The organism is Oceaniradius stylonematis (assembly GCF_003149475.2).
GTDB lineage: Bacteria > Pseudomonadota > Alphaproteobacteria > Rhizobiales > Rhizobiaceae > Roseitalea > Roseitalea stylonematis.
The window spans coordinates 513,385-528,609 of record NZ_QFWV02000004.1 but is presented as its reverse complement, the minus strand read 5'-3'; the positions used below and the strand labels follow the sequence as shown (position 1 = coordinate 528,609).

Genomic DNA, 15,225 nt, shown 5'->3' with positions numbered 1-15,225 from the left:
TTTCGCCGCGGGGACCTTGTTGACGATGACCACGAACGGGCAGCGGCCATGCCGGCAGTGATCAAGGCCTATGTGCGCTGGGTCGATCGCATGTCCGACTTCGTCGGCATCGTCGCCATGTATCTGATCTTTCTGATGATTGGCATTCTGCTGATCGATGCGATCTGGAACAATGTCATCGGTTTCCCGATCCACTGGGGCATCGAGGCGACCCAGTTCACGCTCGCCGCCTATTACTTCATGGGCGGCGCCATGACGCTCAAGAACGACAGCCATGTCCGGATGGATCTGTTCTATGACCGCCTTTCCGAGCGCGGCAAGGCCAAGCTCAATCTGATCACCATGATCTGCCTTCTGTTCTATCTCGGCGTCATGCTGTTCGGCTCGATCTCTAGCTTGCAATACGCCATCGAGACCGGCGAGCGACGGTTCTCGATGTGGAACCCCTCGATGATCCCGATCAAGGCGCTGATGGTCGGCTGCATCGTCCTGATGATGCTGCAGACGATCTCGCTTGTCTTCAAACACATCGCCACGCTGCGCCGGGTCGAACTGTCATGAGTTATGAACTGATCGCCATCTTGATGTTCTCATCGATGATGGTGCTGCTGCTGACCGGCCAGCGCGTGTTCGCAGCCATCGGTTTCGTGGCGGCCGGCGCGGCGTTGCTGTTGTACGGCAATGGCGGTATCGAGATGCCGTTCAGCCAGGCGTTCAAGCTGTTCAACTGGTTCCCGATGCTGACGCTGCCCCTGTTCATCTACATGGGCTACATCCTTGCCGAATCCGGCATCGCCGAAGATCTCTACAAGATGCTGCATGTCTGGTTCGGCCGGTTCCGCGGCGGGCTCGCCATCGGCACCATCGTCCTGATGGTGATCATATCGGCGATGAACGGCCTGTCGGTCGCGGGCATGGCGATCGGCGCGACCATCGCGCTGCCGGAGATGATCAGGCGCGGCTACGACAAGGTGCTCATCACCGGCGTCATACAGGGCGGCTCGTCGCTCGGCATTCTGGTTCCGCCCAGCGTGGTGATGGTGCTCTACGGCATGATCGCGCGCGAACCGGTCAGCGCGCTGTGGCTTGCCGGCATCATCCCGGGCCTTCTGATGGCGACCATGTTCGGCATCTACATCGCGGTGCGCTGCCGCATCAATCCCGAGCTTGCGCCGATCGTCTCCGATGAAGAGCTGGACATGCCGATTGGCGAAAAGCTCAAGCTGCTGCGTGCGGGTATCATCCCGTTCCTGATCTTCTTTGCGATGACCGGCCTGTTCGTCACCGGCTACACCAGCCTTGTCGAGAGTGCTGCGGTCGGCGCAACGGCAGCGACCCTGGCGGCGCTCTTCAAGCGGCGATTGTCGTTCCACGTCCTGCATGAAACGGCGCGCAAGACGCTGGCCGTGTCCTGCATGTTCCTTTGGCTGATACTCGCCGCGCTGGCGTTCGGGGCCGTGTTTGANCGTGATGATGCAGCTCAGCTTCATCGTGATGGGCATGTTCCTGGACGACACGGCGATGCTGGTGATCGTCGCGCCGCTCTACATCCCCCTGGTCGACAGCCTTGGCTTCGATCTCGTCTGGTTCGGCGTTCTGTACACCATGACCTGCCAGATCGCCTACATCACACCGCCCTTCGGCTACAATCTGTTCCTGATGCGATCGCTGGCGCCGCCCGAGATCAGCCTCGTCGACATCTACCGGTCGATCTGGCCGTTCGTCTTGATGATGGCGACGACAATCGCGCTTGTGATGATCTTCCCGCAACTGGCGCTTTGGCTGCCGCAGACGGTGCGGGGATAGCGTTCAAGCGGTTCACCCGAGTTCAACTAGAGGAGACGAAGACCATGACCAAACCCAAGAAAAGCCCGTCCACCTCGGAGACGATTCTCGCCAGTCGCCGAACGTTTCTGCGAAAGGCAGGACTTGGCGGCGCCGCCGTTGCCGGGTCAGCGCTCGCTGCGCCGGCCGTGCTCGCACAGAACGGCCCGATCAAGTGGCGCCTGCAGACATACTCCGGCGCGCCGTTGGGCGCCCATGTGATCAAGCCGCAGATCGACGCGTTCAACGCGGCGGCCAATGGCGAAATGGAAATCGAGCTCTACTATGCCGACCAGCTGGTGCCGACCGGCGAGTTGTTCCGGGCGATGCAGAACGGCACCATCGACGCGGTCCAGTCCGACGAGGCGACGATGGCCTCGCCTGTCGATATCTCCGTGTTCGGCGGCTATTTCCCCTTCGCCACCCGCTACAGCCTCGATGTGCCGTCGCTGTTCCGGTACTACGGGCTTCAGGAGATCTGGGAAGAAGCCTATTCGGAAGTCGACAACGTCACCTGGCTTTCGGCCGGCGCCTGGGATCCGCTTCATATCTTCACCAAGGACCCGATCCGCTCGCTCGCCGACATGCGCGGCAAGCGCGTCTTCGGTGTTCCGACCGCCGGCCGGTTCCTGTCGCGCTATGGCCTGATCCCGGTCACCGTGCCTTGGGACGACGTCGAGGTCGCGCTGCAAACGGGCGAACTGGACGGTGTGGCATGGTGCGGGTTCACCGAAGCCTATGAGGTGGGCTGGGCCGATATCTGCAACTATGCGCTGACCAATTCGGTGACCGGCGCCTGGTTCGGTTCCTATTTCGCCAACACCGAAAGCTGGAACAAGGTGCCCCCGCATCTGCAGGAGCTGTTCCGCATCACCATCGACCAGTCACACTATTACCGTGCCGTCTGGTACTGGGGCGGCGAGGCCAAGCTGCGCGTCGAAGGCGAGAAGATGGAACTGACCTCCATTCCCGCCGACGAATGGGCGCAGGTCGTCTCCGACGCCGCCGGGTTCTGGGACGAGATCGCCGCATCGTCCGACCGGGCGGGCCGCGTTGTCGAGGCCTTCAAGACCTATTCCGACACGATGGAAAAGGCCGGTTATCCCTACCGCACCTGACCTGGGAGCGGGCGCCCCGCCAAGGGGCGCCCGTCCCGACCGCCGTCCAATTGCAATTCGGCATTTTCTTGCGGCCTGAGGCCGGCGGCCTCCGGGCATCGGAGAAGGGTCCGGCTCGTCCCGGTGCAGTACCGCCATGCCGAAGTCATGTCGCGGATGGCCCGCTGCGCTCGGACATCAGGGCGCAGCGGTCTCGCCGGCGCCGCGCTCGAGGGGGATGTCACCTTCGCGGTCCAGCAGGGCGACGGTTCGTTCATCACCACTTCCGCCGCCTTCGGCATTGCGCGCGTCGAGGCGGGGACCCTGCGCAACTCCGGTCCCCAGGGTCTGCGTCTGGATGCCGGCATCATCGACGCGTCGGTCGACGGCGGCGCCATGCATCTGCTGAACCTGCGGGCCGGCGTCGTCGCCAGCCTTGCGAACGGCGGGGGCGGCACGATCGATCTCGTAACGGCCGGCGATCTGACCCTGGCCGGCGCGGTGACCAGCGATGGCGGGAACGTCGTGCTGACCGCTGTCGGCAGCATTGCCGCTTTCCCGGGGGCGACGATTCCCGTGACGGCTGAGCGGCTGTTCCTGACCGCGCTCGATGCCGGAATCGGTGCCCCGGGCGCGCCGCTGCCGCTGGGAACCGCGGGAATCGGCAGCCTGAGGGCGATCGCGACGGGATCTGTGATCATAGACAGCCCTGACGCCCGGTTCGACGCGGACGGTGTGGCCTCGGGCACCGGTCCCGTCGCCCTGCGCTCGACCGGTTCGGTGCGTGTACAGCGTCTGCTGTCCCCGGACCCGGTGCGGATCGACGGCCCGGCGGGCGTCATCGTGCTGGAGCAGTGGTCGATCGGGTTCGTGCCGACGCGGCCAGCCGGTATCGACGACCTTGTGGCGACCGCCGCCACGATTGCGCTCACGGGCGTCTTCTTCGCGGCGTCAGGCGCAGCCATTGTCGGCGGGTCGCGCGCCATTGCCGACCGCGCCGAGGCCGTTGAAGTCCCTGCGCCGACGCCGCGGATCACGGTGCCGGTGATGACGGTCGAGCGTCTGAACGGTTTCGAGGTCGATCGGCGCTTTGCGGGCCAGGTCGAGGCCACCGAGGAAACGGGCATTGCTTTCGAGACCGGCGGAACGGTCACCGAGATCCTGGTGGATGAGTGCGATTCCGTTGCCGCGGGCGAAGCCCTTGCCCGACTGGATACACGCCTGCTGATTGCAGAGCGGAACCGGTTGCCGCGTCCCGCCGGGCGCTCGACGCCCAGCGTGAACTGGCGCGCCTGACAGCAACGCGTTCAACGGTGTCTCATCCGGAGCCAATCGCAGAGCGAGAGACCAGGGCAGACGCGAGTGCAGGGCTATTTTTGGGTCGAACAGGCACCCGCAATCAGATCAATCAAATTTCAATGCTGCTGGTCATGGGAATGGCGGAGAGGGAGGGATTCGAACCCCCGATAGAGTTGCCCCTATACCGCATTTCGAGTGCGGCGCTTTCAACCACTCAGCCACCTCTCCGCAAACGGTGCGCCGGTGTCTAGCGCCGCGACCGCGCGAAAACAAGACGCAAGCGCGCAAAGTTTTCCGCCCCAGCTTGACTTTTCGGCGCCACGCGATCATAGGGAGCGCGATCAGTGGCGCGGGGCAATCCGCGCCGCAACTGTTTGGATGGTCGCCCCTAGGGACGGTCGCCGGACAGCGGTTCAACCGGACAGACTGAACAAGAAGACGGCCGGCGTGCCGTGCTCCAATCCGCCAGGCGCGGAACGGGTCGCAGACAGCGCGCCAGAGCCGGACCGAACACGAAAGGAAAAACGATGTTCGCAGTCATCAAGACCGGTGGCAAGCAGTACCGCGTCGCCGCCGATGATGTGCTCACGCTGGAAAAGCTCGACGGCGACGCCGGCGAGATGGTCCAATTCTCCGACGTTCTGATGGTCGGCAGCGATGCCGACGTGACGATCGGCAGCCCGCTGGTCGATGGCGCGCTGGTGACCGCAGAGGTGGTCACCCAGGGTCGCGGCAGGAAAGTCATCGCCTTCAAGAAGCGCCGGCGTCAGAATTCGCGCCGCAAGAAGGGCCACCGGCAATATCTGACGACGGTGCGGATCTCGGAGATCCTGACCGGCGGCGCCAAGCCGTCCAAGAAGCCGGCTGCAAAGAAAGCGGCGGCACCCAAGGCGGAAGCGGCGAAGGCAGATGCCGCGCCGGCCGCGAAAGCGCCCAAGGCCGAGGCAAAAGCTGCCGAGGCGCCCAAGGCCGCTGCGCCCGAAGGCCCGCTTTTTGCGGCGCCCAAAGGCGAGGCCGACAAGCTGACCGACATCAAGGGCATCGGCCCGGTTGCCGAAAAGCAGCTCAACGAGCAGGGCATCACGACCTTCGCGCAGATCGCCGCGCTGACCGCGGCCGATATCGAGAAGATCGACGAATACATGCCGTTCAGCGCAGCGCAGATCGAAGACTGGCAGGCGCAGGCGAAAGAACGGGTCAAGTAAAACCGTGATCGTGAGGGTGCGCTGCACAACAGCTTCACCCTTGATCGACTCGCCGGAAATGCCCATAAGAAGGCAATGCCCGGCACGGACGATTTGAAGGCCGTACGCGGCAGGAGAACAAAACCATGGCACACAAGAAAGCTGGCGGCTCGTCGCGTAACGGCCGCGATTCGGAGTCCAAACGCCTTGGCGTCAAGAAGTTCGGCGGTGAAGCTGTCATTGCCGGCAACATCATCGTGCGCCAGCGCGGCACCAAATGGCACCCGGGCACCAATGTCGGCATGGGCAAGGACCATACGCTTTTCGCCCTCACCGAAGGCGCCGTCGAGTTCCGCAAGAAAGCCAATGGCCGCACCTATGTATCGGTGATGGCGGCCGCCGACTGACCGGGTTCACTGACACCCGGCGTTCCAGCACCCGGGCGTACAGCGTTTGCAAGGGGAGTTGGGACATAAACCAGCTCCCCTTTTCGATTCGGACCAGGGCGATGATCAATACGCTAAACGAACAGGACTACAGCCACCGCGAGCAACGTCAGGCGTTTTCGCTGAACACGCCCGTGCTGACGACGGAGCGGCTGGTCCTGCGCATGCCGGTGCACGACGATGCGGACGAACTGGCGGTGATCGCCAACAGCCGCGAAATCGCCGAAATGACCGCGCGCATGCCGCACCCCTATACGCGGGCCGATGCGGCCAACTACATTCGGGCCGTCCATGAGGGCCGCGTCGAAGGCTATGTCTATGCGGTGACCATCGCCGACACCGGCCGCCTGGTCGGGATGTGCGCGGTGACCAACAGGCCGCCCAGCGGCGATCTGGAGGTCGGCTACTGGATCGGACGGGCCTGGTGGGGCAAGGGCTATGCGTCCGAGGCCGCAAGCGCGGTGGTCGACCTGGCGTTTCGCGTCACCGGCGCCAATGTGATCTATGCCGGCTCGCGCACCGTCAATCCGCGCTCGCGCCAGGTTCTGGTCAAGCAGGGGTTCGAACTGATGGGGCTGGACGAGATCGACACCGTCGCCGCCGGACGCGTCGCCATCGAGCGCTATCGCCTGACCCGCGAAAACTGGCTGGCGGGCAAGGCCCGCGACGGCTGACCGGCGTCGCTTGGGAATGTGGCATTGATCCGCCACCGGGCGCCGCGCGTAAGCGTTTGAAAACCCCGAAGGTGATCATGTCCGTTCTTCGTGCAGCCCTTGCTTCGCTTTTCCTTCTTCTGCCCCTTTCGTCCGCTCTGGCGAACGATCTGCGCCTCGAAGAGTTTTTTGCCGGCCGCACCACGGCGACCGGCACCTTCACCACGATCACCGGCTTTGAGCGCAGCTTCACGCTGACCCTGCACGGGCAATGGGACGGACGGACGCTCACCCTGCGTGAGGACTTCGTCTACGACGATGGCGAAACCGACACCAAGACTTGGCGGTTCACGCAGGTTGGCTGGAACACATACACCGGAACCCGTGAGGATGTGATCGGCGAGACGCTGGTTTCGGTGATCAACAACCGCGCCTTCTTCAACTATCGCGTCGATCTCGATCCGGGTCCGGCCGAGAACCTGGTCCGCTTCTACGACACGCTGACGCTGAGCGAGGACGGCCGCACGCTGGTCAACACCGCCAATGTCTTCAAGGGGCCGCTTCCGGTGGCCCGCGCCAAGGTGACGTTCAAGCGCTGACTTCGATCCAGACCGGCATGTGGTCGGACCCTTCCGCATCGCGATCGATCCTGACGTTGGAGATGCGCGATGCAAGCGCCGTGTTGCAGAACGCGTAGTCGAGCCGCGACCGTTCTGTTTTTTCGACCGCGTGGGGCGTGCGCCAGGTCCAGCCCTGATCCGCGGTGGTTGCATCGATGATCGCTTCGCCATCCAGCATCAGCCGGTATTCGTCGCTTCGGGGCTCGAAGTTGAAGTCCCCCATCAGCAGAAAATCGCCCTTGTCGTCGATCTCCTCCACGCCGAACGAACGGCCTCCACTGATCGCCCCGCCCGTCGTCGGAAAATCGAGCGCGATCGACTTGAGCGCGCGCACCTGCGCCATCCGTTCCCGCGGATCGATATGATCGAGATGAATACTGTAAACGCGCAGCAGTCCGGACGGCGTGAAAATCTGCGCTTCAAGCGCGCCGCGCTGCAGGTTCAGCGTGTCCTTCCGCCACGTCCGCGGCAGAAGATGGCCCCTGACGGTGACAAGCGGCCAGCGCGACAGGATCATGTTGCCGAACTGGAAGCGGCGATTGACGGCACGCCCCTCGGCCAGCGCGCTGCCCATATCGAGGTCGCCGGCCGGGTGGAAACAGCTGAAATGTTCGGGCAGGGCGTCCGAAAGCGCCGCTGGCATGTCCACGCCGCCATTCTTGATATAGCCGCGCGTCACCTCCTGCAGGCAGATGATATCGGCATCGCGCACCGCATCGACGATACGATCCGGATCGAAACGGTCGTCCAGTCCGAAACCATACTGGATGTTGTAGCTCACCGCCCGCACCGTCATTTGGGCCAACCTTTCGACATTATCACTCGCATGTGCGCAGGCGATGGGCTAAACACTGCGCTCCGTATCAGATGGACGACAGCGCGCCCACGGTGGCGACCGTTAGCGCGGCCAACGTAACAGTTCGATGAAATTTCTCGACCAAGCCAAAGTTTTCATCCGATCGGGCGATGGCGGTGCCGGCGCCGTGTCGTTCCGGCGCGAGAAATACATCGAGTTCGGCGGTCCGGATGGCGGCGATGGCGGGCGCGGCGGCGATGTCTGGATCGAGGCCGTCGATGGGCTGAACACGCTGATCGACTATCGCTACAAGCAGCATTTCAAGGCCAAGACCGGCGCCCATGGCATGGGGCGCAACCGGACCGGCGGCGGCGGCGATGACATCGTGCTCAAGGTGCCCGCCGGCACCCAGGTCTTCGAAGAGGACAATGAAACGCTGATCTGCGATCTGGTCGAGGTCGGCGACCGCCATCTTCTCGCCCGCGGCGGCAATGGCGGCTTCGGCAATTCGCATTTCAAATCGTCGACCAATCAGGCGCCGCGCCGCGCCAATCCGGGCCTTGAAGGGCAGGAGCGCTGGATTTGGCTGCGCCTCAAGCTGATCGCCGATGCGGGCATTGTGGGCTTGCCCAACGCCGGCAAATCCACGTTCCTCGCCTCTGTCACCGCGGCCAAGCCGAAGATCGCCGACTATCCCTTCACCACGCTGCACCCCAATCTCGGCGTCGTGCGGATCGACGCGCGCGAATTCGTCATGGCCGACATTCCCGGGCTGATCGAGGGCGCGCATGCGGGGGCCGGCATTGGCGACCGGTTCCTCGGCCATGTCGAACGCACCCGGGTGCTGCTGCATCTGGTGTCGGCGCGCGAAGACGATGTGGCGGCCGCTTACCGGACGGTCCGCGAAGAGCTTGATGCCTACGGCCACGGCCTTTCCGACAAGCCGGAGATTGTCGCCCTGTCCCAGATCGATCTGGCGGACGATGAGATGCGCGCCGAGAAAATGGCCGCGCTCGAACATGCCAGCGGCACGGCGGTGCTCGGCGTCTCGTCGGCGACGCGCGATGGCGTCGAACCGTTGCTGCGGGCACTGATGGCGGTCATCGAGGCGGCGCGAGCCGAGCACGCGGGCGACGCGGACGATCAGAGAGAACCCTGGCAGCCGCTCGCCGGAGACGGTTGAACCATGACCGCCGATCTCTCCCGTTACCGCCGCATCACCGTCAAGATCGGCTCGGCCCTTCTGGTCGACCGGGTCGATGGTCTGCGCACTGCCTGGCTCGACAGCCTTGCCGACGATCTGGCTTCCCTCGCCGGCAATGGCCACGAGGTGCTGGTCGTGTCTTCGGGCGCCATCGCGTTGGGGCGGACGATCCTCAAACTGCCGGCCGGGCCCCTCAAGCTCGAGGAAACCCAGGCCGCCGCTGCCACCGGGCAGATTGCGCTCGCCCATGCGTGGAACGCCGCGCTTGGCCGTCATGCCATCACCACGGGACAGGTTCTGGTGACGCTCGACGACACCGAGACCCGCCGCCGCTACCTCAACGCTCGCGCCACCATCGGCGCGCTTTTGAAGTTCGGCGCAATCCCGGTCATCAACGAGAACGACACGGTGGCGACCAGCGAGATCCGCTATGGCGACAATGACCGGCTCGCCGCCCGCGTTGCCGTGATGATGAATGCCGATCTTCTGGTTCTGCTGTCCGATGTCGACGGGCTCTACACTGCGCCTCCGGCGCACGACCCGGACGCCACCCACATCGCGCACGTCGCAGCCGTGACGCCGGAGATCGAGGCAATGGCCGGCGAATCGGCGTCGGAAACGGCGCGCGGCGGCATGCGTACCAAGATCGAGGCCGCGCGCATCGCAACGACCGCAGGCACCGCGATGGTGATCACGCGTGGCACGGTCGATCATCCGCTGCGGCAACTCGAACAGGGGAGCCGGGCGACCTGGTTCGCCGCATCGAGCGCACCCGTGTCAGCCTGGAAGGGCTGGATCGCCGGCAAGCTTGAACCGCGCGGAACGCTCACCGTCGACGCCGGCGCCGTCAGAGCGCTCAAGCAGGGCAAGTCTCTGCTGCCGGCGGGCGTCAAGCGCGTCGATGGCGATTTTTCGCGCGGTGACACGGTCGCGATCCTGGTCGACACGGGGGGCGAAGTGGCGCGCGGCCTTGCCGCCTATGATGCCCACGAAGCGCGCCTTGTCGCCGGGCGCAAGACGCCGGAAATCGAAGCCATACTGGGCCACCCGCCGCGTGCCGCCATGGTGCACCGCGACGATCTGGTGATGGGCGCGGCCGGCTGACGGCCACATTGCCCTTGCGGGGCGCGGCATGTAAAAGACCGCGTGCAGACGAGGACAACGCCATGCTGACGCGCGCGGACAATGCCAACATCGATATTCCGGCCCTGATGGCCGACATGGGTGCACGGGCGAAAGCGGCATCCGCGCCATTGGCATTTGCGACACCGGAGCAGAAGAACGCCGCGCTTCATGCGATGGCCGACGCGATCGTGGCTTCGGAAGACGCGATCCTGTCCGCCAACGAGATCGACATGGAAGCGGGCCGCGCCTCCGGTCTGGCGGGCGCGTTTCTGGACCGGCTCCAGCTCGATCCCGATCGCGTCAAGGCGATGGCCGACGGCATCCGCGCCATCGCCGAACTGGACGATCCGGTCGGCTCGATCATCGCGCAATGGGACCGGCCCAGCGGCCTGCACATCGAACGGGTGCGCACGCCGCTCGGCGTGATCGGCGTGATCTATGAAAGCCGGCCCAACGTGACCGCCGATGCCGGCGCGTTGTGCCTTAAGGCTGGCAATGCGGTGATCCTGCGCGGCGGCTCGGATTCGGTCAATTCCTCACGCGCCATCCATGCCTGCCTGCTCGACGGCCTGCAGGCGGCGGACCTGCCCGCCGATGCGATCCAGCTCGTGCCGGTCACCGATCGCAAAGCAGTCGGTGAAATGCTCAAGGGTCTGGGCGGCACGGTGGACGTGATCGTTCCGCGCGGCGGACGCAGCCTGGTCGAACGGGTTCAAACCGACGCGCGCGTGCCGGTCTTCGCTCATCTCGAAGGGCTGTGCCACGTCTATGTGGATGCTTCGGCCGATATCCACATGGCCTGCGATCTGGTGGTCAACTCGAAGATGCGCCGCACCGGCATTTGCGGCGCCGCCGAAACGCTTCTGGTCGACCGGGCCGCCGCTCCGGCCATGCTGACGCCGATCCTCGATGCGCTCGACGCGGCGGGCTGTTCGGTTCGCGGCGACAAGGACGTCGTCGCGGCATGGCCCAAGGCCACGCCGGCAACCGAAACCGACTGGACGACGGAATATCTCGACACGATCATCTCCGTCGCCCTTGTCGACGGTGTCGGCGGGGCGATCGATCATATCGGCCGCTATTCCTCCAATCACACCGAGGCGATCGTCGCCGAGGATCGGGCTGCGGTCGATCGCTTCATGACAGAGATCGATTCGGCGATCCTTTTGCACAATGCATCGACCCAGTTCGCCGACGGCGGCGAGTTCGGGATGGGCGCCGAGATCGGCATTGCCACCGGCAAGATGCATGCGCGCGGACCGGTCGGCGTCGAGCAACTGACCTCCTTCAAGTACCTTGTGCGCGGCAGCGGCCAGATCCGGCCATAACCGCCCGCCCGCCAGCCCTGGCCGGGCCAGAGGGGACCCCGACAGCCATGATGTTCGACCATGCCGGCGTCAGCCGCCCGCATCTGCGGATGCCGCATGTGGAGCCGGGGATGAGCGTCGGGCTGTTCGGTGGCTCGTTCAACCCGCCCCATGACGGACATCTTCTGGTCGCCGAGCTGGCACTGCGGCGGATCGGGCTCGACCAGCTCTGGTGGATGGTCACGCCGGGCAATCCGCTCAAGGAGAATGCCGGGTTGCCGGCGCTCAGAACGCGTGTCGCCTGGTCCGAGGCGATCAATGACGATCCGCGCGTCAAGGTCACCGCATTCGAGGCGCGCTACAATGTCCACTACACCGCCCAGACGCTGGCGCTGGTCAAGGCGCTCAATCCGGGCGTGCGCTTCGTCTGGATCATGGGTGCGGACAATCTGGNGTTCGACGCTTTCCTTCCTGTCGTCGGTGATGGCCAAGGCCTTCTGGCAAGCGCGGATCGACGAAGGCGATGCGGCCCTTCTGCCGCGGCTCGACCCGCCCGCATGGACCTTCCTGCACGGCCCGCGATCGCCGCTTTCCTCAACGGCCATCCGTGCGGGCCGGACCGAGGGTTAACGGGCGGTAAACCAACTTGTCTTGAAACTGTCAGGTGCCCGTGACTATTTTACGGGTGTGGGCAGCGAATCGCCCGCCTGTTCCGTGTTCATTGAAAGGAAGCTCTTGAGAACACAGACCCTGAAGAAGGCTCAAAACCGGCCTTCGCCATCTGATCCACACGGCCGCGCCGTTGCGGAGCAGATCCTGCAAACCGTCCTGGCCAGTCTCGACGATTCGAAGGCCGAGGACATCGTCTCGCTCGACATCCAAGGCAAATCCGCCCTCGCGGACCACATGGTCATTGCGTCAGGCCGGTCGCACCGTCACGTCAGTGCGGTGGCCGATCATTTGCTGCGGGCGCTCAAGGACAGCGGTTTCGGTACATCCAAGGTCGAGGGCCTGTCTTCCGCCGACTGGGTATTGATCGATACCGGCGATGTCATCGTTCACATATTCCGTCCCGAAGTGCGCGAGTTCTATGCGCTCGAGAAGATGTGGGCGGAAGACAAACAGACGGACGCGGACACGCTGCACTAGGCAGCGCTGACCGATCGTCCGCACCGGACCTGATCGTCATGCAGTTGACCGTGTTTGCCGTCGGCCGCATGAAAAGCGGGCCCGAGCGCGAGCTGACCGGCCGCTATCTCGGCCGGCTGGAGAAGGCTGGACCGGCTGTCGGCCTGACATTTGCCGGCGTCACGGAGATCGCCGAAAGCCGCGCCAGTGACACCGACCGACGCAAGGCCGATGAAGGCGCCCACTGCCTGTCGCTTGCCGAAGACCGGACAACCGCGCTGGTTGCGTTCGACGAAGGCGGCAAGACACTCTCGTCAGATGAATTTGCCCGCTGGATCGCACGCCAGCGCGACGATGGCCGCAAGCGCGCCCTGTTTGCGATCGGCGGCCCGGACGGCCATGCGCCATCCGTTCTTGAAAGGGCCGATCTGGCGGTTTCGCTCGGCCGGATGACCTGGCCGCACCAGATCGCCCGCATTCTGGTTGCCGAACAGCTCTACCGCGCTGTGTCGATCCTCGCCGGCCATCCCTATCATCGCCAGTGATGCGGGCGGGCACCCGATTCCCTTCCGGCCGGAACCGGGTTAGGTTTGCCGGCGTGATTTGCAGGCTCTTCAGCCAGGAGGTGGCAGCCGATGGCCGACGACTTTCCAGCACCAGGCATGGCACTGACGCACATTCTGGTCGTCAGCGACATCGATGCCGCCCGCACGTTCTATCGCGATGTTCTTGGCGCATCCATCGAACGCGAATATGGCGGAACGTCCATTGTCCTGCGATTCCTTGAAAGCTGGCTGCTGCTGGTCACCGGCGGCGGGCCGACCGACGACAAGCCCGACACGGCGATGGAAACGCCCGCCGAACCGAACCGGGTCAGCCATGCCATGACCATCCGGGTGCCCGACTGCCAGGCCGCCTATGCGACGCTCAAGGCGCGCGGCGCCATCTTCCTGACTCCGCCGGTCGATCGGGGCCCCGAAATTCGCTGCTTCTTCCGCGACCCCGATGGCCACCTTTTCGAGATCAGCGAAGCGGTCGGAAAGGCGTGACGCGGCACAGGGCATCAGTTGCCGGCCACAGAAGCACCGCACGAGGCCGGCCCTTTCCCGGTCTGGCCGGTCTGCTCCTGATCGGCGTCCTGGCGTTTTCGGGGTCTGTCCACGCGCAGCCGGCCGGCGAAACAGACAGCGATACGGTCACCGCCGACATGGAGCAGCGGCTGGGCCGGTCGGTCGGCGAACTCGATCGCATCCTGCAGGAACGCGGCGTCTCCGAGGAGCGGGCGGCGGAACTGGCTCGCGAGATCGAGACGATCCGCACCGACCGCGCGGCGATCACCACGGCTCTGATCGCGGCGGCGAAGACCGAGCGCAAGCTGGGTCTCGACATCATCGCGCTCGAGAACCGGCTCGAAGCCCTGCGGCAAAGCACCGACGACATCCGGGCCAGCCTGTGGGAACGCCGCGCGCTTCTGGCCGAGGTTCTCGCGGCATTGCAGCGCATGGGGCTCAACCCCCCGCCGGCAATCCTTGTAAAGCCCGATGACGCGCTGTCCTCCGTGCGCAGCGCCATCCTGCTCGGTGCGGTGGTTCCCGAAATGCGCACCGAAACCGCAAGGCTGGTCTCCGATCTCGAGGAACTGGGCCAGTTGACGGCGACGATCGCCGACGAACGCGCACGCCTTGAAACCGCGCGCGGCCAACAGGCCGAGGAACAGGCGAGGCTGACGGTTCTGGTCGAGGAAAAGCGGGCCCTTGAACAGCAAACGGCCCAGACGCTCGCCGCCGAATACGAGCGGCTGACGGCGCTGGCCGCCCAGGCCGAGGACCTGCAATCGTTGATCATGTCGCTGGAAGCCGACATCGAGGCGGCACGGGCCGCCGCCGAGCGCGCCCGGATCGAGGCCGAGCGCGCCGAACGGGAAGCCCGGCAGGCCCGTCTCGACGCGGAGCGCGAAGCCCGTGAAAGCGAAGAACGTATCGCCCGCGAGCGGCTTGAGGCCGCGCGGCAGGCCGAGGAAGCGGCACGCGAACGGCTGGAAGCCAGCCGCCAACGCGCCGAGGAGCTGGCCGCCCGGCAGACGCGGATCGCGCCTTTGACGCCGTTTGCGCAGTTGACCGGCCAATTGGAGCGTCCCGTGGCAGGCCGCACAATCACCGCATTTGGTGACGATGACGGTTTGGGCAGCATCGCCCGCGGCGACACGATGCAGACCAGCTCTAACGCAATCGTGACCGCGCCGGCCGATGGCTGGGTGCTTTATGCGGGACCGTTTCGCGCATATGGTAATCTATTGATACTGGACGCGGGCAACGGGTATCATATGGTATTGGCAGGCATGGACCGGATCGAAGTGTCAAAAGGCCAGTTCGTCGCCGGTGGCGAGCCGGTCGGGATCATGGGCTCGATCCGTCTCGCGGGCGTAACCGCCGCCGCCACTGAAAACGACAGTCCGACGCTCTATGTTGAGTTCAGGAAAGATGGCAGACCGGTCGATCCCGCGCGATGGTGGGAACGCGCCGGCACAGGAAGGACATGACGC

15 protein-coding genes, 1 tRNA gene and 2 pseudogenes are annotated in these 15,225 nt (G+C 64.8%); 16 read left to right on the top strand and 2 right to left on the bottom strand.

The genetic code is table 11. The annotated features are described in order from the left end of the window. The first annotated feature begins 48 nt into the window (after positions 1–48). The 4 genes and pseudogenes from DEM25_RS06240 to DEM25_RS06225 all read left to right on the top strand — a co-directional run bounded on the left by DEM25_RS06240 (position 49) and on the right by DEM25_RS06225 (position 4,217). Positions 49–561 carry a TRAP transporter small permease subunit gene (locus DEM25_RS06240; RefSeq protein WP_109768888.1) on the top strand — a complete coding sequence of 171 codons (513 nt, stop codon included), beginning with the start codon at positions 49–51 and terminating at the stop codon, positions 559–561. Continuing rightward, a pseudogene (locus tag DEM25_RS06235) lies at positions 558–1,806 on the top strand (TRAP transporter large permease). Before DEM25_RS06240 ends, DEM25_RS06235 begins: the two are co-directional and overlap by 4 nt. A 44-nt stretch (positions 1,807–1,850) precedes the next feature. Beyond that, positions 1,851–2,942: a TRAP transporter substrate-binding protein DctP gene (gene dctP, locus DEM25_RS06230; RefSeq protein WP_109768890.1), complete on the top strand. Its 1,092-nt coding sequence runs from the start codon at positions 1,851–1,853 to the stop codon at positions 2,940–2,942. 123 nt (positions 2,943–3,065) lie between these two features. Further along, positions 3,066–4,217 carry a hypothetical protein gene (locus DEM25_RS06225; RefSeq protein ID WP_109768891.1) on the top strand — a complete coding sequence of 384 codons (1,152 nt, stop codon included), beginning with the start codon at positions 3,066–3,068 and terminating at the stop codon, positions 4,215–4,217. 141 nt (positions 4,218–4,358) lie between these two features. Here the strand turns inward: DEM25_RS06225 and DEM25_RS06220 are convergent. Then, positions 4,359–4,448: transfer RNA gene (locus DEM25_RS06220), tRNA-Ser, on the bottom strand. Positions 4,449–4,747: 299 nt separating this feature from the next. Here DEM25_RS06220 and DEM25_RS06215 point away from each other — a divergent pair. From DEM25_RS06215 to DEM25_RS06200, 4 genes are all read left to right on the top strand, one after another. Then, entirely contained in the window at positions 4,748–5,425 is a 678-nt protein-coding gene (locus DEM25_RS06215) for a 50S ribosomal protein L21 (protein WP_109768892.1), read from the top strand. Positions 5,426–5,550: 125 nt separating this feature from the next. Next, entirely contained in the window at positions 5,551–5,811 is a 261-nt protein-coding gene (gene rpmA, locus DEM25_RS06210; RefSeq protein WP_109768893.1) for a 50S ribosomal protein L27, read from the top strand. A 101-nt stretch (positions 5,812–5,912) separates the two neighbouring features. After that, the gene (locus DEM25_RS06205) at positions 5,913–6,524 is read left to right on the top strand and encodes a GNAT family N-acetyltransferase (RefSeq protein WP_109768894.1); all 612 of its coding nucleotides are present in this window, start codon (positions 5,913–5,915) and stop codon (positions 6,522–6,524) included. A gap of 77 nt (positions 6,525–6,601) precedes the next feature. Continuing rightward, positions 6,602–7,102: a DUF3833 family protein gene (locus DEM25_RS06200; RefSeq protein ID WP_196780281.1), complete on the top strand. Its 501-nt coding sequence runs from the start codon at positions 6,602–6,604 to the stop codon at positions 7,100–7,102. On the opposite strand, the gene DEM25_RS06195 is transcribed toward DEM25_RS06200, so the two are convergent. Then, entirely contained in the window at positions 7,092–7,904 is an 813-nt protein-coding gene (locus DEM25_RS06195; RefSeq protein ID WP_245412774.1) for an endonuclease/exonuclease/phosphatase family protein, read from the bottom strand. The genes DEM25_RS06200 and DEM25_RS06195 overlap by 11 nt on opposite strands. Positions 7,905–8,046: 142 nt before the next feature. Between DEM25_RS06195 and obgE the strand changes: the two genes are divergently transcribed. From obgE to DEM25_RS06155, 8 genes and pseudogenes are all read left to right on the top strand, one after another. Next, positions 8,047–9,102 carry a GTPase ObgE gene (gene obgE / locus DEM25_RS06190; protein ID WP_109768896.1) on the top strand — a complete coding sequence of 352 codons (1,056 nt, stop codon included), beginning with the start codon at positions 8,047–8,049 and terminating at the stop codon, positions 9,100–9,102. Between the two features lie 3 nt (positions 9,103–9,105). Continuing rightward, on the top strand, positions 9,106–10,227 hold the full coding sequence (gene proB / locus DEM25_RS06185; protein WP_109768897.1) for a glutamate 5-kinase: 1,122 nt from the start codon (positions 9,106–9,108) through the stop codon (positions 10,225–10,227). A gap of 62 nt (positions 10,228–10,289) precedes the next feature. After that, entirely contained in the window at positions 10,290–11,576 is a 1,287-nt protein-coding gene (locus DEM25_RS06180) for a glutamate-5-semialdehyde dehydrogenase (protein ID WP_109768898.1), read from the top strand. 89 nt (positions 11,577–11,665) lie between these two features. Then, positions 11,666–12,185 (top strand): annotated as a pseudogene (locus DEM25_RS06175) (nicotinate-nucleotide adenylyltransferase). Positions 12,186–12,290: 105 nt separating this feature from the next. Next, a complete protein-coding gene (gene rsfS / locus DEM25_RS06170) occupies positions 12,291–12,704 on the top strand; it encodes a ribosome silencing factor (protein ID WP_109768907.1) in 414 nt (137 codons plus the stop codon). A 38-nt stretch (positions 12,705–12,742) separates the two neighbouring features. Further along, a complete protein-coding gene (gene rlmH / locus DEM25_RS06165) occupies positions 12,743–13,228 on the top strand; it encodes a 23S rRNA (pseudouridine(1915)-N(3))-methyltransferase RlmH (RefSeq protein ID WP_109768899.1) in 486 nt (161 codons plus the stop codon). 90 nt (positions 13,229–13,318) lie between these two features. Beyond that, entirely contained in the window at positions 13,319–13,732 is a 414-nt protein-coding gene (locus DEM25_RS06160; protein ID WP_109768900.1) for a VOC family protein, read from the top strand. After that, the gene (locus DEM25_RS06155; protein WP_245412773.1) at positions 13,729–15,222 is read left to right on the top strand and encodes a murein hydrolase activator EnvC family protein; all 1,494 of its coding nucleotides are present in this window, start codon (positions 13,729–13,731) and stop codon (positions 15,220–15,222) included. Before DEM25_RS06160 ends, DEM25_RS06155 begins: the two co-directional genes overlap by 4 nt. Positions 15,223–15,225 lie beyond the last annotated feature (3 nt).

What these genes read in the sequence shown, in the direction of transcription:
- DEM25_RS06240 (WP_109768888.1), top strand. Translation starts at nt 49, where the DNA reads ATGCCGGCAGTGATCAAGGCCTATGTGCGCTGGGTCGATCGCATGTCC.
- dctP (WP_109768890.1), top strand. Translation starts at nt 1,851, where the DNA reads ATGACCAAACCCAAGAAAAGCCCGTCCACCTCGGAGACGATTCTCGCC.
- DEM25_RS06215 (WP_109768892.1), top strand. Translation starts at nt 4,748, where the DNA reads ATGTTCGCAGTCATCAAGACCGGTGGCAAGCAGTACCGCGTCGCCGCC.
- rpmA (WP_109768893.1), top strand. Translation starts at nt 5,551, where the DNA reads ATGGCACACAAGAAAGCTGGCGGCTCGTCGCGTAACGGCCGCGATTCG.
- DEM25_RS06205 (WP_109768894.1), top strand. Translation starts at nt 5,913, where the DNA reads ATGATCAATACGCTAAACGAACAGGACTACAGCCACCGCGAGCAACGT.
- DEM25_RS06200 (WP_196780281.1), top strand. Translation starts at nt 6,602, where the DNA reads ATGTCCGTTCTTCGTGCAGCCCTTGCTTCGCTTTTCCTTCTTCTGCCC.
- obgE (WP_109768896.1), top strand. Translation starts at nt 8,047, where the DNA reads ATGAAATTTCTCGACCAAGCCAAAGTTTTCATCCGATCGGGCGATGGC.
- proB (WP_109768897.1), top strand. Translation starts at nt 9,106, where the DNA reads ATGACCGCCGATCTCTCCCGTTACCGCCGCATCACCGTCAAGATCGGC.
- DEM25_RS06180 (WP_109768898.1), top strand. Translation starts at nt 10,290, where the DNA reads ATGCTGACGCGCGCGGACAATGCCAACATCGATATTCCGGCCCTGATG.
- rlmH (WP_109768899.1), top strand. Translation starts at nt 12,743, where the DNA reads ATGCAGTTGACCGTGTTTGCCGTCGGCCGCATGAAAAGCGGGCCCGAG.
- DEM25_RS06160 (WP_109768900.1), top strand. Translation starts at nt 13,319, where the DNA reads ATGGCCGACGACTTTCCAGCACCAGGCATGGCACTGACGCACATTCTG.